Annotated in this window: 25 protein-coding genes; 13 read left to right on the top strand and 12 right to left on the bottom strand. The window is 63.6% G+C overall.

Annotated features, from left to right (window positions below; genetic code table 11):
- Positions 1–69 precede the first annotated feature (69 nt).
- The 4 genes from GN300_RS04575 to purM all read left to right on the top strand — a co-directional run bounded on the left by GN300_RS04575 (position 70) and on the right by purM (position 3,406).
- Complete coding sequence (locus GN300_RS04575) at positions 70–678, top strand: AIM24 family protein (protein ID WP_003940441.1); 609 nt, start codon at positions 70–72, stop codon at positions 676–678.
- Positions 679–681: 3 nt separating this feature from the next.
- A complete protein-coding gene (locus GN300_RS04570; RefSeq protein ID WP_003939918.1) occupies positions 682–1,359 on the top strand; it encodes an AIM24 family protein in 678 nt (225 codons plus the stop codon).
- Positions 1,360–1,372: 13 nt separating this feature from the next.
- A complete protein-coding gene (locus GN300_RS04565) occupies positions 1,373–2,119 on the top strand; it encodes an AIM24 family protein (RefSeq protein WP_003939813.1) in 747 nt (248 codons plus the stop codon).
- 207 nt (positions 2,120–2,326) lie between these two features.
- Positions 2,327–3,406, top strand: a complete 1,080-nt coding sequence (gene purM, locus GN300_RS04560; RefSeq protein WP_003940225.1) for a phosphoribosylformylglycinamidine cyclo-ligase — start codon at positions 2,327–2,329, stop codon at positions 3,404–3,406.
- 150 nt (positions 3,407–3,556) lie between these two features.
- On the opposite strand, the gene GN300_RS04555 is transcribed toward purM, so the two are convergent.
- The 4 genes from GN300_RS04555 to GN300_RS04540 form a co-directional block, all read right to left on the bottom strand.
- A complete protein-coding gene (locus GN300_RS04555) occupies positions 3,557–3,760 on the bottom strand; it encodes a DUF3073 domain-containing protein (RefSeq protein WP_003940337.1) in 204 nt (67 codons plus the stop codon).
- Between the two features lie 202 nt (positions 3,761–3,962).
- Complete coding sequence (locus GN300_RS04550; protein WP_003940365.1) at positions 3,963–4,916, bottom strand: asparaginase; 954 nt, start codon at positions 4,914–4,916, stop codon at positions 3,963–3,965.
- Positions 4,913–5,581 (bottom strand): MOSC domain-containing protein, encoded by a 669-nt coding sequence (locus tag GN300_RS04545; RefSeq protein WP_030535239.1) that lies wholly within the window; start codon positions 5,579–5,581, stop codon positions 4,913–4,915. The genes GN300_RS04550 and GN300_RS04545 overlap by 4 nt, the downstream gene beginning before the upstream one ends.
- Positions 5,578–6,699, bottom strand: a complete 1,122-nt coding sequence (locus tag GN300_RS04540) for a folate-binding protein YgfZ (protein ID WP_007733828.1) — start codon at positions 6,697–6,699, stop codon at positions 5,578–5,580. The genes GN300_RS04545 and GN300_RS04540 overlap by 4 nt, the downstream gene beginning before the upstream one ends.
- Positions 6,700–6,778: 79 nt before the next feature.
- Here GN300_RS04540 and GN300_RS04535 point away from each other — a divergent pair, with 79 nt between their 5' ends.
- From GN300_RS04535 to cydC, 5 genes are all read left to right on the top strand, one after another.
- A complete protein-coding gene (locus tag GN300_RS04535) occupies positions 6,779–7,642 on the top strand; it encodes an aminodeoxychorismate lyase (RefSeq protein ID WP_007733829.1) in 864 nt (287 codons plus the stop codon).
- A 154-nt stretch (positions 7,643–7,796) separates the two neighbouring features.
- Positions 7,797–9,296: a cytochrome ubiquinol oxidase subunit I gene (locus GN300_RS04530; RefSeq protein WP_042451401.1), complete on the top strand. Its 1,500-nt coding sequence runs from the start codon at positions 7,797–7,799 to the stop codon at positions 9,294–9,296.
- Between the two features lie 9 nt (positions 9,297–9,305).
- A complete protein-coding gene (gene cydB, locus GN300_RS04525; RefSeq protein ID WP_003939727.1) occupies positions 9,306–10,349 on the top strand; it encodes a cytochrome d ubiquinol oxidase subunit II in 1,044 nt (347 codons plus the stop codon).
- Positions 10,350–10,407: 58 nt separating this feature from the next.
- Complete coding sequence (cydD, locus tag GN300_RS04520; RefSeq protein ID WP_063315844.1) at positions 10,408–12,123, top strand: thiol reductant ABC exporter subunit CydD; 1,716 nt, start codon at positions 10,408–10,410, stop codon at positions 12,121–12,123.
- Positions 12,113–13,801, top strand: a complete 1,689-nt coding sequence (gene cydC, locus GN300_RS04515; RefSeq protein ID WP_063315845.1) for a thiol reductant ABC exporter subunit CydC — start codon at positions 12,113–12,115, stop codon at positions 13,799–13,801. Before cydD ends, cydC begins: the two co-directional genes overlap by 11 nt.
- Positions 13,802–14,034: 233 nt before the next feature.
- On the opposite strand, the gene GN300_RS04510 is transcribed toward cydC, so the two are convergent.
- From GN300_RS04510 to GN300_RS04480, 8 genes are all read right to left on the bottom strand, one after another.
- The gene (locus GN300_RS04510) at positions 14,035–15,075 is read right to left on the bottom strand and encodes a type IV toxin-antitoxin system AbiEi family antitoxin domain-containing protein (RefSeq protein ID WP_063315846.1); all 1,041 of its coding nucleotides are present in this window, start codon (positions 15,073–15,075) and stop codon (positions 14,035–14,037) included.
- Positions 15,076–15,219: 144 nt separating this feature from the next.
- On the bottom strand, positions 15,220–15,858 hold the full coding sequence (locus GN300_RS04505) for an FABP family protein (protein WP_039973378.1): 639 nt from the start codon (positions 15,856–15,858) through the stop codon (positions 15,220–15,222).
- 258 nt (positions 15,859–16,116) lie between these two features.
- Positions 16,117–16,422: a DUF1416 domain-containing protein gene (locus GN300_RS04500; protein ID WP_003939797.1), complete on the bottom strand. Its 306-nt coding sequence runs from the start codon at positions 16,420–16,422 to the stop codon at positions 16,117–16,119.
- 2 nt (positions 16,423–16,424) lie between these two features.
- Positions 16,425–17,258 (bottom strand): sulfurtransferase, encoded by an 834-nt coding sequence (locus tag GN300_RS04495; RefSeq protein ID WP_003939859.1) that lies wholly within the window; start codon positions 17,256–17,258, stop codon positions 16,425–16,427.
- Between the two features lie 74 nt (positions 17,259–17,332).
- Entirely contained in the window at positions 17,333–17,803 is a 471-nt protein-coding gene (locus GN300_RS04490; protein WP_003940408.1) for a DUF4395 domain-containing protein, read from the bottom strand.
- Between the two features lie 131 nt (positions 17,804–17,934).
- Positions 17,935–18,021 (bottom strand): putative leader peptide, encoded by an 87-nt coding sequence (locus GN300_RS29970; RefSeq protein WP_350318872.1) that lies wholly within the window; start codon positions 18,019–18,021, stop codon positions 17,935–17,937.
- A gap of 10 nt (positions 18,022–18,031) precedes the next feature.
- Positions 18,032–18,508: a co-chaperone YbbN gene (locus GN300_RS04485; RefSeq protein ID WP_003939684.1), complete on the bottom strand. Its 477-nt coding sequence runs from the start codon at positions 18,506–18,508 to the stop codon at positions 18,032–18,034.
- Complete coding sequence (locus GN300_RS04480) at positions 18,505–19,284, bottom strand: LmeA family phospholipid-binding protein (RefSeq protein ID WP_003939847.1); 780 nt, start codon at positions 19,282–19,284, stop codon at positions 18,505–18,507. Before GN300_RS04480 ends, GN300_RS04485 begins: the two co-directional genes overlap by 4 nt.
- A 141-nt stretch (positions 19,285–19,425) precedes the next feature.
- Between GN300_RS04480 and GN300_RS04475 the strand changes: the two genes are divergently transcribed.
- The 4 genes from GN300_RS04475 to pstC all read left to right on the top strand — a co-directional run bounded on the left by GN300_RS04475 (position 19,426) and on the right by pstC (position 23,545).
- On the top strand, positions 19,426–20,178 hold the full coding sequence (locus tag GN300_RS04475; protein WP_003939728.1) for a response regulator transcription factor: 753 nt from the start codon (positions 19,426–19,428) through the stop codon (positions 20,176–20,178).
- A 1-nt stretch (position 20,179) separates the two neighbouring features.
- Positions 20,180–21,079 (top strand): mycothiol synthase, encoded by a 900-nt coding sequence (gene mshD / locus GN300_RS04470; RefSeq protein ID WP_063315847.1) that lies wholly within the window; start codon positions 20,180–20,182, stop codon positions 21,077–21,079.
- Positions 21,080–21,272: 193 nt separating this feature from the next.
- Positions 21,273–22,391 (top strand): phosphate ABC transporter substrate-binding protein PstS, encoded by a 1,119-nt coding sequence (pstS, locus tag GN300_RS04465; RefSeq protein ID WP_003940482.1) that lies wholly within the window; start codon positions 21,273–21,275, stop codon positions 22,389–22,391.
- 62 nt (positions 22,392–22,453) lie between these two features.
- Complete coding sequence (pstC, locus tag GN300_RS04460; RefSeq protein ID WP_007733846.1) at positions 22,454–23,545, top strand: phosphate ABC transporter permease subunit PstC; 1,092 nt, start codon at positions 22,454–22,456, stop codon at positions 23,543–23,545.
- The last annotated feature ends 3 nt before the right edge of the window (positions 23,546–23,548 follow it).

The following is a 23,548-nucleotide window of genomic DNA, read 5'->3' as shown; positions in this document are numbered from 1 at the left end:
ACTTTCTGTTCCACGACACGGCATACGTCGTGAGCATCTGGCATAGTGCCCTCCGTGGCGCAACTGAGAATGGATGGGCACCGGGTACTGGTCGCAGACCTGGTGGGGGACACCATCAAAGCGATCAACGGCTCGATGGTGGCGTACGAGGGTGCGATCACCTTCAAGAACGCCGGAATGGGCGGTGGTGGCGGGCTGCGTGCCGCGCTGAAACAGAAGGCGGCAGGTGAATCACTGTCCCTGATGGAAGTCAGTGGTCAAGGCACCGTCTATTTCGCGGTCGATGCCCAGGACATCACGATCATCGAGCTCAACAACGACGCTCTGCACGTGGAAGCGTCACAGTTGCTCGCATTGGTCGGACAACTGCGAACCGACGTGAAATTTGCCGGCCTCCGCGGCGCAGGTTCCGGACAGGGATTGTTCACGACTGTCGTCAGCGGCACCGGTCTGGTGGCCGTGCTGTCGAAGGGCGGACCGATCATCGCGCTCGAAGTCAGCCCGCAGTATCCGCTGGTTGCCGATCCCGACGCCTTCGTCGCTCACCGCGGTCAGCTGAACCAGAGCTTCGTCACCGACGTCACCTGGCGCTCCGCGATCGGCGGTGGCAGCGGTGAAGCGTTCTCGCTGCGATTCGACGGATCCGGTGTCGTCTACATCCAGCCTGAGGAGCGCTGACCCATGCCGTTGGAATTGGTGAACAGCAAGGTCGTCAAGTCGACCCTCGCACCGGGACAGAACGTGCTCGCCCGCACCGGGTCGATGCTCTACTACACCGGCGACGTCCGCTTCATCCCGCACAGCATGGGCGGTGGGCCCGGCGCCATGCCGAACATGGGCGGGATCGCCGGGATGGCCGGCCGCATGATGTCCGGCGAACACGCACGCATGATGGCGGCCGAGGGAAACGGTGAGGTCTTCTACGGGCACGCCGGCTTGTACGTCGAGGTCATCCACCTCGACGGGTCGTCAATGCTCACCGTCGAAGCCGACCGACTCCTCGCACACGACGGCTACCTCCAGAGTTCGATAGTCGCTCTCACGTCGCAGGGCGGTGTGCGCGGAGCAGTACGCGGCGCCATGACCGGTCAAGGACTGTTCACGACGCAGTTGCACGGCCAGGGAAGCGTCGCGGTTCTCTCGCACGGGGGCGCGATTCCGTTGCAGGTCGGTCCGAACAATCCTCAGGTCGTCGTCGACCCGCAGGCATACGTGTGCCACATCGGTCAGATCAACGTCGACATCTCCGCGAACGTCGGCTGGCGCGAGGCCGTCGGCAAGGGCTCGGGGGAGTCCATCCAGCTGAAGATGACCGGCGCCGGCACCGTTTGGGTCCAGGCGTCCGAGCAGAAGTTCTGAGAGGGCACAGAGCATGGGTATCGAAATTCACAATCCGGCAACTCTGCCCGCCAACGACAACGTCCCGGGCAACGACTACGCCTTCTGCGTCGAGATGGCCGGACAACCGTGGTTCACGTCCAAGGGCGCGATGATCGCGTACTACGGAAACATCAACTTCGAGCCGCTCGGGCGCACGAGCATGACAGCGATCGTCGCGGCCAGGTTTTCTTCACCGCTCTACGCGGACGACTGGGTGCTCGCTCAGGGACAGGGCAAGTTGATCCTCGGGGACCGCGGATTCAACATCAATTCCTACGACCTCGACGACGGCAACCTCACGATTCGCGCGGCCAATCTCCTCGCCTTCGAGACCAGCCTGGACCTCAAACAGTCCATCGTCCCAGGCTTTTTGACGCTACTGGGGACAGGCAAGTTCCTGGCGTCGTCCAATGGCCCGGTCATGTTCGCGGAGCCGCCGCTGCGCATCGACCCGCAGGCGTTGGTGGGTTGGGCCGACTGCCCGTCGCCGTCCCACCACTTCGATGCCGACTGGATGCAGAGCTTCCTGGGCGCGGTTCGCGGAAGCATGTTCGGCGCGAACACCGGTGAAGAACGCCAGTTCGATTTCACCGGAGCCGGGACGGTACTGATCCAGTCGAGCGAGAAGGTCGTCCACGACGGACACCTCCTCAAACACATCGAATCCGAGACGGTCGCACTCGGGCAGAACAGTCTGCGCGCACTGCACGCCTCGATCGGTGCGCGGCTGCAGAACTGACGTCTCGGGGTACGCGAGGTCTCACCGAGGGGGCCGGTCCGGTAGCGTATGGGCGTAATCGTCGGTATTTGTGTGCGCGCTCTGGGTCTCGAGTCGAACGATCCATCTCGCGTCACGAGGATTGCAAACACTTCACATTGCAAGACCACTTACCTGTGCACGAGCAATACGTGCTCGCGAGAAATACAAGGCTGGAGTAGTAACCCGATGACCGAGGACAGTCACCGCACCGCAGGCGCCTCCTACGCGGCAGCAGGAGTCGATATCGCCGCAGGCGACCGGGCGGTGGAACTCTTCGCCCCTCTGGCCAAGAAGGCCAGCCGCCCCGAGGTCATGGGTGGCCTCGGTGGTTTCGCCGGCTTGTTCTCCCTCAAGGGTGACTACAAGGAGCCGTTGCTCGCCGCATCGACCGACGGCGTCGGAACCAAGCTCGCTGTCGCGCAGGCGATGGACAAGCACGACACGGTCGGACTCGACCTCGTCGCCATGGTTGTCGACGACCTCGTCGTCTGTGGCGCCGAGCCGCTGTTCCTCCAGGACTACATCGCCGTCGGCCGGGTCATCCCCGAGCGCGTCGCGGAATTGGTCAGCGGAATCGCCGAGGGCTGCATCCAGGCCGGCTGCGCTCTCCTCGGCGGCGAGACCGCCGAGCACCCCGGCATCATGGCCGACGGTGACTACGACCTTTCCGCCACCGGTGTCGGCGTCGTGGAGGCAGAGAAGCTGCTCGGACCGGATCGCGTTCGCCCCGGCGACGTCGTCATCGCGATGGGTTCTTCGGGACTGCACTCCAACGGTTACTCACTGGCCCGCAAGGTCCTGCTCGAGATCGACCGCATGAACCTGAGCGCACACGTCGACGAGTTCGGCCGCACGCTCGGTGAGGAGCTGCTCGAGCCCACCAAGATCTACGCCAAGGACTGCCTGGCACTCGCTGCCGAGACCGACGTGCGCACGTTCTGCCACGTCACCGGTGGCGGCCTCGCCAACAACCTCGCGCGCGTCATGCCCAAGGGCTTGGTCGCCGAACTCGATCGCGGAACCTGGAGCCCCGCTCCGGTCTTCGCCATGATCGCGCAGCGCGGACGCGTCGAGCGCGCCGAGATGGAGCAGACGTTCAACATGGGCGTCGGCATGGTCGCCGTCGTCGCACCCGAGGACGTCGACCGCGCACTTGCCGTCCTCACCGCACGCCACATCGACTGCTGGACGCTCGGTAGCGTCAAGAAGGCGTCGGACGCCGCTGCAGAGCGTGCGTTCCTGGCCGGAGACCACCCGCGCTTCTAGACCGCAACGTCAGCTGCCCCATCGGAGAGATCCGGTGGGGCAGTTTTGTGTGTCCGTGCAAGCAGACGCGAGGCGGAAAATGGAACGCAAAAATGAGGAAGAGCGATCAGCTCTTCCTCATTTCACAGTCTGCGCGGTGGCAGTGCGCGGTCAACGCCGCCAGTCGTCGTAGTCGTCCTCTCGCGCATGCCCTTCCCTATCGGAAGTCTGGTCCGATCGGACACTGCTCCGATGCGAGTTGGTCGATCCACCTGCGAGCTCTCTTTGCAGGCTGTCGAAATCCGTGGTCGGTACGCTGTATTTCAATTCGCGTGCAACCTTGGTCTGCTTTGCCTTAGCCCGGCCGCGGCCCATGGCTGACCCCCTCGCGCTTTCGCGGGGCGGCCTGGGGAATTTGGCGGCCCCGTTTGAGTGTGTAAGTTTCCTGACACACACTCTAGCGTGGAAAAGTCGCTTCCGCTTCCACGAAGGCCTCACCGCCGTGTCTGATTGCTCTCACTATGGCCGCGAGCTGCCAGGATGCTGAAAGAACTCGTCAGAACTTTGTGAGAACTGCTCAGAAGTTTCCGGGAATTGCGCGAATCGTCCCCACTCGGGCGTCGCCGCCGAAGACCGGAGCGGATGCGAGAGCCGCCAACTCCTCGGTCCACTCGGTGTTCATCCGCTTGAGCAGAGCTGCCGCCAAGGGCAGGAGCGCCCGCTCGTGACCGTCGTCGATCTTGAGGGCGAAAGCGGAACCGTCGGGAAGCGCTCCGGCGTAGATGCCGTCGTATCCGGTCTTGGAGAACAGACCCGGCACGGCGGACATCAGGCGCTGATCGTTGCGGCCGGTGCCCGAGACGAGGAAGGGGTTCTCGCGGACCGCGTCGGCCACAGCTCGTTCGGGTGAGTCGGGCTCAGCCGAGGGCAGGCGTCCGAATGCCCGAGCCAGGTTCGTGAGCGAGAGCGGCACGATCGGGAGACCACAACCGTCGATGCCGAGTTCCTGCTCTTCCTCGCCGCTGAGATCGAAGATCGTCTCCTGGATCGCGAGTTGGAGGGGATGAGTCGGCTCCATGTACGTCTCGAGCGGCCAGTCGTTCACGACGCACGTGGCGAGCATCGCGGAGTGCTTGCCCGAGCAGGTCATGTAGATCGGGCTGGGAAGCTCGCCCGCTGCGATCAGTTCGGCTCGGGCCAGTTCGTTGCCCGGCAGATCGGAGGGGCACTGCAACTGGTCGACACCGAGTTGGTAGCGAGCGAGAAGCGCTGCGACCAGTTCGATGTGATCGGCCTCGCCCGCATGTGAGGACGACGCGACGGCCAGCTCTTCCGGGCTGGTGGGTGCAAAGCCGTTACGAAGCGCAGCGACGGCTTGCAGCGGCTTGTTCGCCGAGCGCGGGTAGATGGGTGTGTGAATTTCCCCGAGTCCGACAACGACCTCGCCGTCGGCGCCGAGAATGACGGCCGATCCGCGATGCACGCATTCGCGGAATCCGGAGCGGACCACTTCCACCAATTCGATACTCACGAGTGCACCTGCGCTTCTGCTTGTTCGATGAACCTCTGGACGCGCGCGGTGACGTTCGGTGCAAGGTCGGTGTGTTCTGCGAGGAGCCGTCGAAGCCGCTCAGGATCCGTTCCGGCGAAGACCTCTCGAACAGTCACTCCGTGATCCGGTACGTGGACTCGGGTGACCGAATCGCCCGCGGCGATCGTGCCGGTCCGGTTGACGCGAAGGTAGGCGCCGACGTCGGTCCGCTCGGTGAATCTTTTGACCCAGCCCTTTTCCGCGGCCCAGATGCCGAAGGTGCCGCACGGGACGCGGGGCGCGGTCACCTCGAGTTCGAGAACGTCCGACGCCTCGGCTCCGGTGATGTGCCAACGCTCGCCGATCACGGCGTCCGTGACGAGCATCCCGCTGATGTGAAGATTCTCGCCGAACCATCCGGGGCCGAGAGGTCGGCCCAATTCGTCCGACCAACGCTGCGCTTCGTCGCGCTGATACGCGTAGACAGCTTGGAAGGCACCGCCGTGGAACTCGGTGTCGCAGACGTAGTCGCCACCCAGACCGAGTCGTCCTACCGCGACGCGGCCGTCGACGGGACGCTTGTCGATCGCGGTACGGGGGACTCGCCTGACGCCACTGTCACGTTCGGTGTGGACGACGCAGACCGCGTCGACCGTGCCCGTCACTTTCCGCGCAATCGGTTGACAGCCTCACGTCCGGCCTGGGGTGCGTCGTCCGCGACGATCGAATCCGGATCGATGGACGCAGCGCTGGGGCCGGCCATCAGTTCGGTGTCGACCGGGATGTTCCGCTTGATCAGAGCGAGTGCGATGGGGCCGAGCTCGTGATGATTGACGACGGTCCCGACGCGTCCGACGGCCCGTCCGCCCGCCGTGATCGGGTCACCCGGTTCCGGGACGGCTTCGGCGCTGCCGTCGAGGTGCAACATGACGAGATGGCGCGGGGGCTTGCCGAGATTGTGAACTCGGGCGACGGTTTCCTGACCGCGGTAGCACCCCTTGTCGAGGTGGACGGCGCCGTGCTCGGCCGGCCCACCGATCCAGTGGACCTCGTGCGGGATGGTCCGTTCGTCGGTGTCCAGTCCGAGGCGAGGCCTCGTCGCTTCGACGCGCAGTGCCTCGAAGGCCCAACTGCCGGCGGGCTTGGCGCCGGCATCGGTCAGCCTGGTCCACCACGCTGCCAGTTGCTCACGTGGGACGAGAAGATCGAAAGAGTTCTCGGTAGGCCACGGCATGCGGCGGACAAATCCGCCGTCGGCCAAGGCGTGAGCGTCGTAGGCCTCGGTGGGTGTCTGAACCTCGAGTGCGGCGAGGACAGTTGACGCTTCGGGTCCGATCAGGCTCAGGACCGCGAGTTCGTTGCCGTCTCGAGGTTCGGCCTTGGACCAGAACACCATCTTCTTCAAGAAGGAGAGAAGGTCGGGTCCGCGGTTCGCCTCGGTGTCGATCCAGGTGACACCTGCCAGGTCCGTCTGCACGAAGTGGTGCTCGACGCGTCCGTTGACGTCCAGGCTCAAGTTCTCGGCACTCTTGCCGTCGGGGAGCGCGGCGATGTGCTGGCTCGAAATCGTGTGCAGCCACGTGAGGCGTTCGTCGCCGGGAATGGCGATCACGAATCTGTGACTGCGGTCGACCACCACTGCTGCGCGCTGCGCGGTTCGCTGTTCGCCGAGGGGATCGCCGTAGTGCCACGCGACACCGATGTCGGCCGAACCGTCCGGTGCGGTGACCGCGCCGGGGGAAGTCAGAAGTGGGCTGTTGGGCACAAGAGCGTTGTCGACCACGAGACCAGTCTAGGAGTGTGGGCGGGATCGCGGTTACAGGGCGGCCCCGGCGGCTTGGCGGATCGTTAGGGTTGATGGCATGCCTGATCGCGTATTGGTGACTCTCGACCATGAGGTGCTCGATGCTGACGCACCGTTTCTGCACGCCGACGACCTGGCGGTGGTGCGCGGCGACGGAGTCTTCGAGACGCTGTTGGTACGCGACGGCCGCGCCCGGGTGGTCGAGGGACACCTGAGTCGACTGGTTCTGAGCGCGCGGGCACTCGGTCTGCCCGCTCCCGTTCTCGATGATTGGCGTCTGGCGATCGAGATGGCTGCCGAGGAGTGGGGGACCGAGAAGGAAGGCGCTCTTCGTCTTGTTCTGACCCGCGGCCGTGAGAGCGGTGACAAGCCGACAGCCTTCGTGATGGTCGGTCCGGTGGCCGATCGGGTCAGACAGGTCCGCGAATCGGGGTTGTCGGTGATGACTCTCGAGCGAGGTTTCTCTGTCGATCTCTCTGCCCGGGCACCCTGGCAGCTACTGGGCGCGAAGACGTTGTCGTACGCAACCAACATGGCAGCGCTTCGATATGCGGCGAATTTGGGTGCTGACGATGTGATCTTCGTCAGTTCCGAGGGCAATGTGTTGGAGGGGCCACGCTCGACGGTGGTGATCGTTCGGGACAGGACTTTGATCACACCGCCTCCCGCACAGGGCATTTTGATGGGCACTACGCAGCGCGCCCTGTTCGACGTTGCCGGCAGTGCTCGCTTCGATTGCCGATACGAAACCCTCCGACCTGCGGATTTGATCGCGGCCGACGGAGTGTGGATGGTTTCGAGCGTCACGCTGGCCGCACGCGTCCATACACTCGACGGGCTCACATTGCCAGAGCCGAAGGTCTCCGGGGAATTCGCGGAATTGGTTGAACGTGCAATTGATTCGGATTCGGCAGGGCGATAGGCGAATAGGAATCGCGACAGGTCTCTACTACATTTGGTAGTAGCAAAGTCCTGCGGTCCAAACCGGACAGCAGTACCGTGTCCGCAGGGGCCGAGCGACTGCCCGCGTCTCGAACCCCGAAGCCTGTCCCAGGGCCCTACTCTCGGAGTAGCCAATGGATACTTTGGACGTCTCCAGGTGGCAGTTCGGTATCACTACCGTCTACCACTTCATCCTTGTTCCGCTGACCATCGGACTTGCGCCGATGATCGCGATCATGCAGACGATGTGGGTGGTCACCAAAAAGGACCACTGGTATCGGCTCACCAAGTTCTTCGGCAAGCTTTTCCTCATCAACTTCGCACTCGGTGTAGCCACCGGCATCGTGCAGGAGTTCCAGTTCGGCATGAACTGGAGCGAGTACTCGCGATTCGTCGGTGACGTCTTCGGAGCTCCGCTCGCGTTGGAAGGCCTTGTTGCCTTCTTCATGGAGTCCGTCTTCATCGGACTCTGGATCTTCGGTTGGGGCAGGCTGCCCAAACTTGTACACCTGGCGTGCATTTGGCTCGTGGCGATCGGCGTCAACGCGTCGGCGTTCTTCATCATCGCGGCCAACTCGTTCATGCAGCATCCGGTCGGTGCGACGTACAACCCTGAAACGGGTCGTGCCGAGCTCACCAGTATCTGGGAGCTGTTGACCAACAACACCGCTCTTGCTGCCTTCCCGCACGCGGTTGCCGGTGCCTTCCTGACGGCGGCGACGTTTGTTGCCGGCATCAGTGGTTGGTGGATGGTGCGGAACATGCGCCGCGCCAAGCAGGCTGAGGCCGCCGAAGCCGAACGCCTCGAGTCCGACGCGCGCACGATGTACCGTCCGGCAACACGATTCGCGTTGCTCGTCATGATCGTGGCCGGAATCGGCATCATCTATACCGGTGACGTCCAAGGCAAGCTCATGTTCCAGCAGCAGCCCATGAAGATGGCGTCGGCGGAATCGCTGTGCGACACCGAGATGGATCCGGACTTCTCGATCCTCACCATCGGTACACACAACAACTGTGACAGCGTGACGCACGTTCTGAAGGTGCCGTTCGTTCTTCCATGGTTGGCCGAGGGCAAGTTCACCGGCGTCGAACTGCAAGGCGTGAACCAACTGCAGGAGCAGGCGGAGCAGGACTTCGGACCGGGTAACTACCGACCGAATCTCTTTGTCACGTACTGGTCTTTCCGCGCCATGATCGGCCTCGCCGCCGGTTCGGCAGCACTGGCTCTCGCGGGACTGTGGGTCACTCGTAAGGGGCGGGTCCCGGACCAGAAGTGGTTCGGAATCCTCAGCCTGGTCGCGATCCCCACTCCGTTCATGGCGAACAGCGCCGGCTGGATCTTCACCGAGATGGGCCGTCAGCCCTGGGTGGTGCATCCCAACCCGACCGGCGTCGACATGATCAGACTCACTGTCGACCAAGGTGTTTCGGACCACGCGTCGGCTACCGTCTGGGCTTCGCTGATCACCTTCACCCTGCTGTACGGAGCGCTGGGAGTCGTCTGGTTCAAGCTGATCGTGCGGTACGCGAAGGAAGGCCCGTTGGAGCACGACATGCATCCGCCGGGCGATACAGATCATGATGAGCCGGAAGATCCGGACAAGCCCAAACAACTGTCGTTCGCGTACTAGGAGGCGATCATGGGACTTCAAGAAGTATGGTTCGTGCTCGTCGCAGTACTGTTCATCGGGTACTTCGTCCTCGAAGGGTTCGACTTCGGTGTCGGGATGCTCATGCCGATCGTCGGCAGAGGCAGTGACCTCCCGGCCGATACGCGTCGACGGGTAGCGCTCAACACGATCGGCCCGGTTTGGGACGGCAACGAAGTGTGGCTGATCACGGCCGGTGGCGCGATGTTCGCGGCATTTCCGGAGTGGTACGCGACGTTGTTCTCCGGGTTCTATCTACCGCTGCTGATCATCCTGGTGGCCTTGATCGTTCGGATCTGCGCCATCGAATGGCGGAGCAAGATCGACGACGACAAGTGGCGTCAGCGTTGCGACTGGGGCATCATCTTCGGCTCCTGGGTCCCGGCAGTTCTCTGGGGCGTGGCTTTCGCGAACATCGTTCGGGGCGTGGCGATCAACGCCGACAAGCAGGTCGAGTCGGGATTCTTCGATCTGCTCAATCCGTACGCGCTGCTCGGCGGTCTGACCACCGCGCTAGTGTTCGCTCTCCACGGCGCAGTGTTCCTGGCACTCAAGAGTGCCGACGAGGTTCGTGAAGATGCCGTGAAGATTGCTGCACGACTGGCAATTCCGGCTATTCCGGTCGCCGGCGGATTCGTCCTGTGGACGCAACTCGCCTACGGCAAGGGATGGACGTGGATTCTGGTAGCCGCCGCTGCTGCCGCACTGATCGGCGTCGTCTTCCTGACACGGGCCGAGCGCGAAGGCTGGGCTTTCGTTCTCACCTGTGTGGCCGTCATCGCCACCGTCGTGCTGCTGTTCGCCTCGCTGTTCCCGAACGTCATGCCGTCGACGCTGGATCCGGCGTACAGCCTGACCATCGAGAACGCGTCGTCGAGTCCGTACACGCTCAAGGTGATGACGTGGGCCGCGGCATTCATGACGCCGGTGGTGATCATCTACCAGGGCTGGACGTACTGGGTGTTCCGTCAACGCATCTCCTCCAAGCAGATTCCGGCGTCGATCGGCCTGCGATTCAAGGAGAAGACGTGGTAGTGGCAAAACCGCAATCACACAAGATTCGAATCACGAAAGAACTGACGGTCGAATTCACGTGACTATCGAAGTAGGCGACGCTCCCACCACTCGGGAGCGTCGCCGGGGGCCGATCGACCCGCGGCTGTGGCGACATTCCGCTTCTGCGCGCGGCTATCTGATCCTGACTGTTGCTCTGTCGATGGTGAACGTCGTGATGGTCATCGTCGCGGCGCTCATGATCGGCCGGGTGCTGGCCGGAGTGATCACCACTCGAACTGTGGATGTTTCCTCGTGGACAACCGAATTGGTTGTTCTCGCCGCAGCTGTGGCGGTCCGAGTTCTGGGGACCTGGCTGCAGACCAGGTATGCGCACCGGGCGTCGACTCGCGTCGTTGCCGAGATCAAGAACGGCGTGCTGACGTCGGCGACGGCGATGAGCCCTCGCGATCTGGATCCGCGGCGCGACGAGATCGCGACCGTGGTCACCCGAGGTGTCGACGGCCTTGGTCCGTACCTGACGGGATACCTTCCGGCCCTGGTCTTGTCGGTGACGCTGACACCCATCACCCTGATAGTCATTGCGGTGCAGGACATGACGTCTGCGGTCATCATCTTCGTGACGCTGCCGCTGATCCCCATCTTCATGATTCTGATCGGCCTGCTGACAAAGGGTAAGTCGGAGAAGACGCTGGCAGCGATGACCACGTTGTCTTCGCAACTGCTCGATCTCCTTGCCGGTTTGCCGACGCTGAGGGCGCTCGGTCGTCAGCAGGGTCCTGCCGAGCGCGTCCGTGAACTCGGTGACGCTCATCGGCGAACGACGATGTCCGCCCTCCGCGTTGCGTTCCTGTCCTCGATGGTGCTGGAACTGCTCGCAACGCTCTGCGTCGCATTGGTGGCTGTGAGTATCGGCTTGCGACTGGTGTACGGCGACATGTCACTCGAGCCGGGGATAGTCGCGTTGATCCTCGCCCCCGAGGTGTACCTGCCACTTCGGATGGTGGGAACCCAGTTCCACGCCGCCGAGGACGGAATGGCGGCAGCCGACAAGGCATTCGAGGTTATCGAGGTTATCGAGGTTATCGAGGTTATCGAGGCGGATTCTGCCGCACCGGAGGGTGGTAGCACGACGGTGGTCGCTCGCGGTGCCGACATCGTCTTCGACGGACTCGGCGTGACCTCTCGTGGGGGAGTCGCACCGTCTCGACTTTCCGCCGTGGCATCGCCAGGGGCGATCACCGTGCTCACCGGTCCCAACGGCTGCGGCAAGTCGACGGCAGTGCACGCGCTGCTCGGGTTGATCGAACCGAGCAGTGGGCGCGTGACGGTCGCCGGCGTCGATGTCCGAGACCTGGACGAGCACGCGTGGTGGAGTCAGTTGGCCTGGCTACCGCAACATCCGGTCCTCCTGCCCGGCACCGTTCGTGAAAATCTCGATCTCACCGGGGTCGTCGATGCGCAAGCATTGGCTCGCGCCGCTGCTGCGACGGGATTCGACGCGGTACTGGCCGAGCTGCCTGCGGGCGTCGAGACCGTGATCGGCGTCGGCGGTACAGGTCTGTCTTTGGGGCAGCGGCAACGGCTGGCACTGACACGCGTGCTTGCCTCGGACCGCGCAGTTCTTGTCCTGGACGAACCCACCGCTCACCTCGACTCGGATTCGGAAGGGACAGTGTTGGCTTCTCTGAGAGCACGGGCGGAGCGTGGCGACACCGTTGTCGTGATCGGCCACCGTCCGAGTGTGCTTGCCGCAGCTGACCGGATCGTCGAGGTGCGCGCTCATGAGAAGTGACGCTCACGATCCGCTTCTGCGTGCTCTGCGGCTACTGGAACTTCGGCCACGACGCGTTCTGACGGCGGTCGCGGCGGGCGTCGCAACACTCGGCAGCGCCCTCGCCTTGGCCGCGCTGTCTGCGTGGTTGATCACGCGGGCCTGGGAGATGCCGCCCGTTCTCGATCTCAGCGTCGCTGTGGTTGCCGTACGCGCATTGGGGATCTCGCGTGGTGTCTTCCGCTATCTCGAACGATTGACGACGCACGACGTCGCGTTGCGCGGAACCACCGCGGCGCGATCGAGGATCTACCAGCAGTTGGCCGCAGGAGATCCCGCGGCAGCAGCCGGACTACGACGCGGTGACCTGCTCTCACGTACGGGCGCCGACGTGGATGCACTGGGCGACGTCGTCGTCAAAGCACTGATCCCGATTGCGGTTTCGATTGTCCTCGCGTTTGCTGCGGTGGGAATCCTGTTGTTCATCTCGGTTCCGGCCGCGCTCATCCTGGCTGTTGCGCTGGCGGTGTCCGGGATCGCGGCACCCTGGCTGTCGGCTCGTGCTGCTCGTCTCGCCGAGGCCGACAGTTCTGCTGCCGCAGCGCGATTCAGTGAGTCCGCGGTGACCGCCCTCGACCATTCCGCCGAGCTCCGGGTATCGGGTCGCTTGGATCAGGCGGTGAGCGAGGCGGTCTCTGCCGAGAACGATGTGGTCGACGCAACCGATCGCGCGGCGGTCCCGAGTGCCTTTGCCGCCGCTGCCACGCCCCTGGCAATCGGAGTGAGCGTCCTCGGTGCCCTGCTGATCGGAATCTCGCTGTACGGAACCACCGACATGTCACCGATGTCCATGGGAATCCTTGTACTGCTTCCGCTGTCGGCTTTCGAGGGAACCGCGATACTGCCCAGCGCGGCGGTGGCATTGACCAAGGCGCGGCTGGCGTCGGCACGCATCATGGCGGTACTCGATCGAGCCGACGCCGAACACGTTGAAGGAAATCGTGCGTGGCCGGAGGACGGGGTCCTGAGTGTGCACGCGTTGCGGGCGGGTTGGCCCGGGGGAAAGGTGACCGAACCGCTGTCGGTGGATCTTCCTCGCGGTGCTCGTGTTGCCGTCGTCGGCGAGAGTGGATCGGGAAAGACCACTGCGCTGATGACGATGGCGGGACTGCTGCCGCCCGTCGCGGGAACAGTTCGTGTTGACTCGGTGGACGTTTCGGATATCGATCCGGCCGAGCTGCGTCGGCACGTCGGGTACTTCGCCGAAGACGCACACCTCTTCGAGACGTCGGTACTCGAGAACCTGCGCGTCGCGCGGGGTGACCTCACCGCCGAGGACGCGGAGAAGGCACTTGCCGCAGTTGGTCTCGGCGAGTGGCTGGCGGAACTGCCGGACGGGCTCGACACCTACCTGGTCGGCGGTATGCGAGCGGTTTCGGGCGGTGAGCGTCGTCGGTTGCTGTTGGCACGCGCGATCGTCTCGCCCGCGGAGGTACTGCTGCTCGACGAGCCGACCGAGCACATGGACGCGGAGGCCGGCGCTCAGTTGCTGCGCGAGTTGCTCGATCGCGACGGAATGCTGGTCGATTCTTCGCGAACCGTAGTTGTCGTCACCCACCAACTTCCGGACGGCACAGCAGCTGACCAGGTGATATGCGTCGGAAAAGTTTCTGTGGAAAATACGTTGCCGTCATCGTGAAGTGCGCGTACTTTCTCCTGTACACAAGGAAGGAGGTGGTCTGAAATTGAAGTACAGACGGACGCGTGAGGTGGCTGCCAGCTAGCCGCAATCGCTGATGGAATTCACTTACCGCGTGAGCGGCCGGCGAATCCCAGGCAGCCACCCGACCCCCGAGCCCCCGATCAGTCCGACCGGGATCCGCGCGAAAGCGTGGGTGTGGCTCGGGGGTCGCTTCGTGCCGTGCGCCTTTATCAACCCCCGGCGGTTAATAAAGGCGCACAGCGTGGACAAGGATTAGGCCCCCACCATCCACCGCGCTCGAGGATCGCTCTGACCTCGGCTGCAGTTCGGCACGAGGCCCCCTCCACCTCCTCCCAACCGAAGACCAGTGTGGCGTTGCCTGACAGTTCGGATGCGTTTCCTCGCCGACGATCCCGCAGCGCAGTCGCCCGAGAAGAGTGGAAGGCAAATCCGTCGAGTCGAACGATCAGTGCGACACCGCAATTGCGGTAGTCGACGTCCTCGTAGAAAGTTCTCCCATCGACGAGGACCGGCGATTGCCGTCGTGCTTCCGGCAAACCGTGTGCTCGCTCGACCTCGATTGCGTAGCGATGCTCGAGTACCGACTGGACACCGCGATCCAACAGGTCCAATGTCGAGGACAGCGCTTTGACATATCGCCTCGGCCGTCGGCATTCCATTCGGGTGCGCAATTCCATCCGTGACACTTTGCACGCCGTGGCCGAGCGAACCAGAGAACGAGCGGCGTCGCGAGCCGACGGCTCTGCAACCGCCAGGTCAATTGCGGTGTCGGCCAGCGAAGTACGAGCAGGCTGAGTGGCAACGCCGATGTGGGCCTGAGCGCGTGAACGATGAACGATCACTCCGGGATGGGCAGTGGACCACCCCAACGGAACGGGGCGCGCCGGGGAGCGTTCGGGTCTGACCGTCGGACTCTGACAGCGCGAGGATCTGCCGTATCGGACCGTGATGTGGACCGGCAGTTCGGACTCGATGTGCGTGAGTCCCCACTCTTCAGCTGCCGTCCGGTGACTCAGGTAGGTCTCTCCGCCGCCGAACAGAAGGGCGGCCTCGAGAATCATTGCTCGGTTGAGCGGGCCGTTGGTGCTGGATTGAACGCCGTGGAGGACGGAAGTCCATTGACCCGATTCGACCAGATGTTGGATGCGCCGCGGTGAATAGCCGAAAGGGCGTAGTTGTTTATTGGTCGCGAGTCCGTGTTGGAAGTCGAAGAGTCTTCGGAGATCAGGATCGATGTAGTCGCAGCTCATGCGAATACCGTCAGATCGCGGACCGACAAGAATCGGTCGAAGATGCCGCTCCGAAGCCCGCCTGTGGAATTTGTCGGTGCCTGTGGATAAATCTGCTGTGCGCCTTTATTAACCGCCGGGGGTTAATAAAGGCGCACAGCAGAGCTAGCCGATGTAGCGCGTCAGGCGGGCCGAGAGACGCGGTTCCAGGCCACCGTCAGACATGATCCGCTCCTCGACGTACGCGAGGTCGCCGCCTTCGACGATGCCGTACAGACGCTTCGCGCCGCCGTACAGTGCACCCGACTGGCTGCGGATCACCACGTCGGTGGCAAGTTCCCACGACGCCTGGGTGAGTGCGCGCCCGTAGTACATTTCGACGACACCGGAGCTGTGGCTGAGCAGGAGTTCGACCACTTCCTGGTTGACGCTGCCCGGGATGCCGTCGCCGCCCATGCGCCAGTAACCGCTCTCGCGCAGATCGGGGCTCACGTACTTGCCCTCGGCGTCGAGGCGCCAAGATCTGGACTCCCAATTGAGGTAGGGGCCGCCGTCGTGCGAGATGACGATCTGCTGACCGAAGGCGTAGTCGCCGTTCTCGTCGTGTCCTTCACCTTCGCCGCGCCAGACACCGACGAGGGGGAGAAGCGCGAGGAGTTCGGGATTGATGTCCGGGCCGAGGCGCAGGTTTGCGGTGTCCTCCGGCAACGGAAGGTCCGGCAGGGTCGGAATGTTGAGCGACGCCGTCGACTTGGAGCGCTCGACGGCGATGGCGACAGCTTCGTCCCCGCTGCCGCGCCTCACGGCACCTGCAGCGGCGGAATCGTCAGCGGTCGCGTCGGACCCTGAATCCGGAGCCTGACTCACGACTCGTCGGTGACCAAGCGGTACACGACGTACACGGAGAACCAAGCGATCATGACGGATGCGAGTGCGAGGAGTACCTCGAAGAAAATGACCACGGGTACATCTTAGACCGCGGCGACCGACCGGAAAAATCGGGAGCCGGAATGCAGAAGGCCCCGCACCGGAGGGGTGCGGGGCCGCCTGACAAAGCAGGAATTACTTGCTGACGGTCACGTCCACGTTGTGCACGCCCGAGCCCTCGGGAGCGACGGTGGAGGTGCCGTTGCCCGAGCTGGACAGTGCACGCACGGTCCACTCGCCCGGAGCGGCGAAGAAGCGGAAATCGCCGGTTCCCGATGCCACGACCTCGGCCGTGAACTCTCCGGAGCCGTCGAGCAGACGCACGAATGCGCCGCCGATGGGCTGGCCGTCAGCTGCGAGAACGCGGCCGGTGATGACCGTTTCCTTCTCGACGTCGACGCCGGCAGGCAGGGTCTGGCCCTGGGTAGGTGCTCCACACATGATCAGGCTCCCAATTCGATCGGTGCGCCGACGAGTGAGCCGTATTCGACCCAGCTGCCGTCGTAGTTCTTGACGTTGTTCTTGCCGAGGATCTCCTGCAGGACGAACCAGGTGTGGCTCGAACGCTCGCCGATGCGGCAGTAGGCGATCGTTTCTTTGGTGTCGTCGAAGCCCTTTTCCGCGTACAGCTTGGCGAGGTCGTCGTCCGACTTGAAGGTGCCGTCCTCGTTGGCGGTGGTGCTCCACGGGATGTTGATGGCTCCGGGGACGTGGCCACGCTGCTGCGCCTGCTCCTGCGGAAGGTGGGCGGGAGCGAGGATCTTGCCCGAGAACTCGTCAGGGCTACGAACGTCGACGAGGTTCTTGCTGCCGATGGCGTCGATGACCTCGTCGCGGAAAGCGCGGATCGAGAAGTCGGGGGTCTCGGCCTTGTACTGCGTGGCTTCGCGGTTGACTGCGTCCTTGGAGAGCGGGCGTCCGTCGAGTTCCCACTTCTTGCGGCCGCCGTCGATCAGCTTGATGTCCTGGTGGCCGTACAGCTTGAAGTACCAGTACGCGTAAGCGGCGAACCAGTTGTTGTTGCCACCGTAGAGAACGACGGTGTCGTCGTTCGCAATGCCTTTGGCGGAGAGCAGATCCGAGAACTGCTCCTGGTTCAGGAAGTCGCGTCGGACGCCGTCCTGGAGGTCCTTGCGCCAGTCGAGCTTGACTGCACCCTCGATGTGGCCGCCGTCGTATGCGCTGGTGTCCTCGTCCACCTCGACAAAAACGGTCTTGGGGGTGTTGAGGTTCTGCTCAGCCCAGTCAGCGGAGACTAGGACGTCGGAGCGAGCCATGGTGTTCCTTTCGATGTGGTCTTGCATCGGTCGTTATCTAGCAGGGGTTCAGCAGGGTTGTGGGGCAAGCGTTTTCACGCGGTGGTAGCTCGGCCGGTATTTCGCAGCCTTGCGACGAGTGGATAGATCTGGCAGCCGAGGCAGATACCGAACGCGGCGTTGAGCAGGGCCGCGAACAAGGCGAAGCCGGTGGCAACGGTGCCGACGATCGTCGACCCGGCCAGGAAACCGACCGTGCCGGCGAGTGCGAAGACGAAGCCGACGAACTGCGCGAAGCGCAGCGGCGCCACGGGTTCGCGTTCGCTGACCGGCGAGAGTCGCGGGGCGACGAGCTTGCCGAAGATCTGGCCGTACGGGCTGCGCTTGGGGCCGAGTACCGCTCCGACCGCGAAGACTATGGCCTGCAGTGCGAGAACGACGGTGGCGGCGGGCAGTGAGAAGGTCGAGAGGATGAGCGTGAGTACGAGAACGCCGGTGGTGACCCACGCGGCGAATCGAGGTCCGCGGACGTCGACCTGCTCGAGCTGGGGTGTGGTTGTGGACATCGGGAGTGCTCCTGCGCTGGATTGCATGATGCTGTGCCTGGGCCGAGAAAACGGGACGTCAAAGTCCCACTCGGTGGATTGATCACGTGAGCGAAAGCTCGAAGGTCAGAGAGATCTGACGGATGTGGTGATCAGCAACAGGTACAGCAACAGCCCCCGAGGCGGCACAGGTCTACTGCGCGGCGTCGGGTGAGCATCAGCTCGTGGCGGGTTTGCACGTCGGCGAGTTTACCCCGAATTCTCGGATTTTGGCTCGTGGGGTCCGGATAGTGGTACGAGTGCAGCTTTCAGATCGGCTGCGGATGGCACTCCGGACACCCGGAACTGTTCCTCCAGGCCACCGTCGAGGATGAAGGTGGTGGGCAGCGAGAGGACACTCATCTCGCGTGCCAGAGCCGGTTCCTTGTCGATGTCGAGCTCGATCTCCACCGGCGGACGGGGAGCGTCGGCCATCGAGATCACGACCTGACCGACGACGCGGCGTACTGCCGCGCACGGTCCGCACCAGTCGGCAGAGAAATGCAGTACGACGGGTCCGCCGTTCGGCGAAGAGACTCCAGCGGCGCGGAGCAGTTCGAGGCGACTGTCCGCCGCGCCGGTCGCGGCCGGCGTGGTGACTCGGACCTTTCCGTTGCGCGACTTGAGAAAGAGCCCGACCGCGACGACGGCGACCAGCGCGACCAGCAGAATTGTGATCCCGGTCATCGGTTCTGCAGCTCTGCGAGATCGATCGTCGTGTTTTCGGCGCTGCCTTCGATCACGATTCTTCCGCCTTCCGCGTAGACCAGGCTCGGCTGAATTCCGTAGGGGAGTGCCTGCGGATCGATCGTGTAGCTGAACAGTCCGAGGACGACGGGTTCGAGTGCTGCGGGGATCGAGAAATCGGCTTTGCCCTCCGGACCGAAGTACAGATTGCTGGCGACGATCTTGACCTGCCCACCTTCCAAAACCAGGTTGGCCTGCACGCTCACTGCAGTCTCGACCGGGCCGACGGCAACCGTTCCCGTCAGCACGACGGCGCCCGCGGTGCTCGCTCCGGTTCCGCCGCTGCCCCCGGTGCCATCCGACTTGTTGGCCGGCGGCGAAGATACCTGCAGGTCAGGGATATTGAGCAGCTTTCCGAGGTCGGTGGCGTTGATTCCCATCCGGCCGTCGAGTTTGTCGACGGGGAGTTGGGTGACATTGCCGTTCACGATGTCGGAGAAGGGAACGGTGACCCCGCGCAGATCGGCCTCGACGGTCACTTCGCCCACCACGTCGCTCTGGACGCCGGTAGCTCTGACGTAGACGTCCTTGTATTTCCCGCCGAGTGCCTGGGTGAGGAAGGGGAACCCGTTGAAGGTGACCTCCGGATCCGACTCGAGTGATGCGCCGGTTCGGAGCTCGCGGGAAACCCGGTACTCGGCGTACGCGGCCGCGCCGAAATCGGCCACCAGTCCGAGGCCGAGGAGAAAGACGATGCCGATGATCAGTTTGCGCACCGCACCATTGTGACGGACTCCGGTCGGGGTTCGATGCGACGGCCCCGGTACCAGGCACGCTAATGTAGGGACCGACCAAAAGCGTCGAACTACTCGAGCGTTGCCCTCACGGGTTGCGCGGGCTACTAGATAGGAGGCCGTGTGGAACTGCTCCTCCTCACCTCCGACCCCAACCCGGAAGCTGTACTACCGGCGTTGGCGTTGCTGGCGCACTCGGTTCGGCCTGCCCCCACAGAGGTTTCCTCGCTACTCGAGGCAAGTTCCGCGGACGTGGCATTGGTGGATGCGCGCACCGATCTGGCTGCCGCACGCGGGTTGTGTCGATTGCTCGGAAGCACAGGATCCGCAGTACCTGTGGTCGCCGTCCTCACCGAAGGCGGACTCGTTGCCGTCAACGCCGACTGGGGGTTGGACGACATCCTGCTTCCCGGTACCGGTCCGGCTGAGGTGGACGCCCGATTGCGGTTGTTGGTCGCCCGCAGCGGCGGTGTGGCCAGTCCGGAAGCGTCGGGAAAGATCACGCTGGGCGAACTGGTTATCGACGAGGGGACGTACACGGCACGACTGCGTGGACGGCCCCTTGATTTGACTTACAAGGAATTCGAGCTGCTCAAGTACCTCGCGCAGCACGCCGGACGGGTATTCACCCGGGCGCAGCTGCTGCAGGAAGTGTGGGGCTACGACTTCTTCGGCGGCACCAGGACGGTCGACGTCCACGTGCGTCGTCTGCGGGCGAAACTCGGCACCGAATACGAGTCCTTGATCGGTACAGTCCGAAATGTCGGATATAAGGCAGTGCGTCCGACCAGGGCCAAGGGTGGCGCAGCTGCTCCCGTTCAGTTCGAGGACGACGAGGACGTCGACTACGACGCGGCCGACGGATCGGTGGTCTGACGTGGGTTGGACAGATTCACTGCCGGCTGGATTCGCCGAGCAGGTTTCCGCGCTTCTCGATCGCGCAACCGAGTTCGACGGCAAGGCGCCCGTGTCGGAACAGGGGCGCCATGCCGTTGCCGGGCGCGGCGGCGCGCGACACTTCCTCGAACTCGACGGCGATGCAGTCGTCGGTTATGCGCAGCTGCAAGCCGGTTCGGACGAGCATCCCGACATGGCGGAGTTGGTGGTCGACCCGCAGGCGCGGCGCCGCGGCATCGGAACCAGGCTTGCCGCAGCGGTATTCGACGAGGGCCGGCCGGGCACGCGTGTCTGGGCGCACGGAAACGTCGACGCCGCAGTCGAATTCGCCAAGAGCCTCGATCTGGTCAGCGTTCGTGAACTCCTGCAGCTGCGTCGACCACTCGATGCTCCGCAGCTTCCGGAAATCGTTGTGCCCGAAGGTGTGACGATTCGGACGTATCGTGGACCCGAAGACGATTCCGAGATCCTTCGCGTCAACAATGCGGCCTTCTCCTGGCATCCCGAGCAGGGTGGCTGGACCCAGGCGGAGATCGACGAGAGAACGGCCGAAGGTTGGTTCGACCCTGCTGGTCTGTTCATGGCGTTCGCGGACACCGATCCCGATACTCTTCTCGGCTTTCACTGGACCAAGGTGCACGCACCCGAAGGTGACGATCCGGAGCTGGGGGAGGTGTACGTCGTGGGGATCGATCCCGCGGCGCAGGGACGAGGTCTCGGCCGAGTGCTGACTCTCGCGGGCATGCATTACCTGCGTGATCGCGGCCTCGGAACCGTCCTTCTGTACGTCGAAGGCGACAACACGGCCGCCCTCCACACGTACGAACGACTCGGCTTCGATCGGTTCCACGTGGACATGGCTTACGCCCGCGCGCTCTGACGTCACAGTCGGACACGCAGAAATGTCCAGTCTGTTCATTCTGCGTTAACCATGTGTGGTCCAGCCGGACACCGCGCCCGCCTACTTTTCTCTGTGGGCAGCGCCGTGTTGCCTGATGCAGATTTCAATCATTCTGCGTCTCATGTCGCCGCCCGATCGTGGGCGTGGCGGTAGCGATTTCCGGAGGATCTTGGTGAATCTCAAGCGCAGTGGTGCCCTGCTTGGTGTAGTGGCCGTGGGCGCCATGACCTTGGCCGCATGTGGCAGCGACAACAACTCGTCGTCGACGGGTGTGGACGCGTCCGCATCGAACGCAACGTGCGAAGGCAAGAGCAACCTCTCTGCCGCTGGTTCCTCGGCACAGAAGAACGCCATGGACCAGTTCGTCGCCACTTACATCTCCGTGTGCCAGGAAAAGGGCAAGACGGTCAACGTCGCGTACAACCCCAGCGGTTCGGGCGACGGTCGTACACAGTTCATCGCCGGCCAGATCGACTTCGCCGGCTCCGACTCGGCCATCAAGGACGAGCAGGCCGACAAGGCCAAGGAGCGTTGCGTCGGCGGCGAAGCCTGGAACCTTCCCCTCGTCTTCGGCCCGATCGCAGTTGCATACAACCTCGACGGCGTCGACAAGCTCGTTCTCAACGCAGAGGTTCTCGCGAAGATCTTCAACGGCGGCATCACCAAGTGGAACGATCCGGCAATCGCCGCGCTCAACTCCGGTGCATCGCTTCCCGACGAGAAGATCACCACCGTGATCCGCTCCGATTCCTCGGGTACCACCGACAACTTCCAGAAGTACCTCGACGCGGCATCGAACGGTGCTTGGACGTCGGGCGCAGGGTCCGACTTCACCGGTGGCGTCGGTGAGGGCGCCAAGGGTTCGGCGGGCGTTGCACAGGCAGTTGCCACGGCACCGGGTTCGATCACCTACGTCGAGAAGTCGTTCGCCGATCAGAACAAGCTCTCGGTTGCCGAAATCAACACCGGCTCCGAGGCAGTCGCACTGACCAACGACACGGCCGCGAAGTCGATCGCAGGCGCGAAGTTCAAGTCCGACGCAACCGGCGACCTGACGCTCGACCTCGCGTCGATCTTCAAGACCAACGAAGCCGGCGCCTACCCGCTGGTTCTCGCCACGTACTCGATCGTCTGCTCCAAGGGCTACGACGCGGACACCTCCGCAGCAGTGAAGTCGTTCCTGACGAGCGCGGCCAACGAGGGTCAGGCCAACCTGGCCGAGCAGGGTTACGTCCCGCTGCCGTCCAACGTCCAGGATCGCCTCAACGCGTCCATCACGGCAATCAGCTGACCTAGAGACTCGTGCGGACAAGCTCATGGATCTACATTCAGACGTGAAGGAAGTGAGCGCGCATGAGTGACGCGCCCATCACCTCGACATCTCGTTCTCCCGGCCCCGCAACCAGCGGGGCCGGGGTGGGCGGTCCGAACGGCACCACGGAGGACACGATTACTTCCACCAAGGCTCCAGAAACCGAGCATCCTCCGAAGGGTGACGGTCCGGGTAGCGGCAACAGCAAGACGGTGACCCGTCCGGGTGACCGCATCTTCAGCTCGCTCGCCTCCGGTTCGGCAATCTTCATCACGGTTGTCATCGCGGCGATCGGCGCGTTCCTGATCTGGCGTGCTGTTCCTGCTTTGAGCCGGAACCAGGTCAACTTCCTGACCAGCCGTGAATGGGTCACGCAGAACATCAACGCGATGGCGTTCGGTGTCCTCGATCTTTTCCAGGTCACGGTGTTGGTCTCGCTGTTCGCACTGGTGCTCGCGATGCCGATCGCACTGGGCATTGCGATCTTCCTGACTTCGTACTCACCCAAGTGGCTCACGCGGCCACTGTCGTACACGATCGACCTTCTGGCAGCTGTGCCGTCCATCGTCTACGGCCTGTGGGGACTTCTCGTCTTCGCTCCGGCGATCACCCCGGTCGCGGTGTGGCTCAACGACACTCTCGGCTGGTTCCCGCTCTTCGCCGACGGCAGCGGATCGATCACCGGCGGCGGCACCATCTTCACCGCAGGCATCGTCCTCGCCGTGATGATCCTTCCGGTCATCACCGCAGTGACCCGCGAGGTGTTCATCCAGACCCCGCGATCACAGATCGAAGCCGCACTCGCCCTCGGCGCCACGCGCTGGGAAGTTGTGCGCACCACGGTCATCCCGTTCGGTAAGTCCGGCTACATCAGCGGCTCGATGCTCGGTCTCGGACGCGCACTCGGTGAGACGATGGCGCTCTACCTGATCCTGCGCACCACCTCTCAGGCCTTCGGCTGGTCGCTGTTCGACGGCGGCTCGACCATCGCCTCCAAGATCGCCCTCGGCTACGCGGAGTTCAACAACGACATCCAGGCAGGCGCGTACATCGCGGCCGGACTGGTGCTGTTCGTACTGACCTTCGTCGTCAACGCGGCTGCCCGCGCAGTGATCGCCGGAAAGAAGGACTGACCC

This window comes from Rhodococcus sp. Ni2 (genome assembly GCF_021352185.1).
Classification (GTDB): domain Bacteria; phylum Actinomycetota; class Actinomycetes; order Mycobacteriales; family Mycobacteriaceae; genus Rhodococcus_F; species Rhodococcus_F qingshengii.
Note: the sequence above shows the minus strand (reverse complement) of the source record. Positions and strands in the feature narration are given on the sequence as shown.

Bases quoted from the DNA above. Each gene is read 5' to 3' on its own strand.
- GN300_RS04575 (WP_003940441.1), top strand. From the start codon at position 70: ATGGATGGGCACCGGGTACTGGTCGCAGACCTGGTGGGGGACACCATC.
- GN300_RS04570 (WP_003939918.1), top strand. From the start codon at position 682: ATGCCGTTGGAATTGGTGAACAGCAAGGTCGTCAAGTCGACCCTCGCA.
- GN300_RS04565 (WP_003939813.1), top strand. From the start codon at position 1,373: ATGGGTATCGAAATTCACAATCCGGCAACTCTGCCCGCCAACGACAAC.
- purM (WP_003940225.1), top strand. From the start codon at position 2,327: ATGACCGAGGACAGTCACCGCACCGCAGGCGCCTCCTACGCGGCAGCA.
- GN300_RS04555 (WP_003940337.1), bottom strand. From the start codon at position 3,760: ATGGGCCGCGGCCGGGCTAAGGCAAAGCAGACCAAGGTTGCACGCGAA.
- GN300_RS04535 (WP_007733829.1), top strand. From the start codon at position 6,779: ATGCCTGATCGCGTATTGGTGACTCTCGACCATGAGGTGCTCGATGCT.
- GN300_RS04530 (WP_042451401.1), top strand. From the start codon at position 7,797: ATGGATACTTTGGACGTCTCCAGGTGGCAGTTCGGTATCACTACCGTC.
- cydB (WP_003939727.1), top strand. From the start codon at position 9,306: ATGGGACTTCAAGAAGTATGGTTCGTGCTCGTCGCAGTACTGTTCATC.
- cydC (WP_063315845.1), top strand. From the start codon at position 12,113: ATGAGAAGTGACGCTCACGATCCGCTTCTGCGTGCTCTGCGGCTACTG.
- GN300_RS04510 (WP_063315846.1), bottom strand. From the start codon at position 15,075: ATGAGCTGCGACTACATCGATCCTGATCTCCGAAGACTCTTCGACTTC.
- GN300_RS04500 (WP_003939797.1), bottom strand. From the start codon at position 16,422: ATGTGTGGAGCACCTACCCAGGGCCAGACCCTGCCTGCCGGCGTCGAC.
- GN300_RS04495 (WP_003939859.1), bottom strand. From the start codon at position 17,258: ATGGCTCGCTCCGACGTCCTAGTCTCCGCTGACTGGGCTGAGCAGAAC.
- GN300_RS04490 (WP_003940408.1), bottom strand. From the start codon at position 17,803: ATGTCCACAACCACACCCCAGCTCGAGCAGGTCGACGTCCGCGGACCT.
- GN300_RS04485 (WP_003939684.1), bottom strand. From the start codon at position 18,508: ATGACCGGGATCACAATTCTGCTGGTCGCGCTGGTCGCCGTCGTCGCG.
- pstC (WP_007733846.1), top strand. From the start codon at position 22,454: ATGAGTGACGCGCCCATCACCTCGACATCTCGTTCTCCCGGCCCCGCA.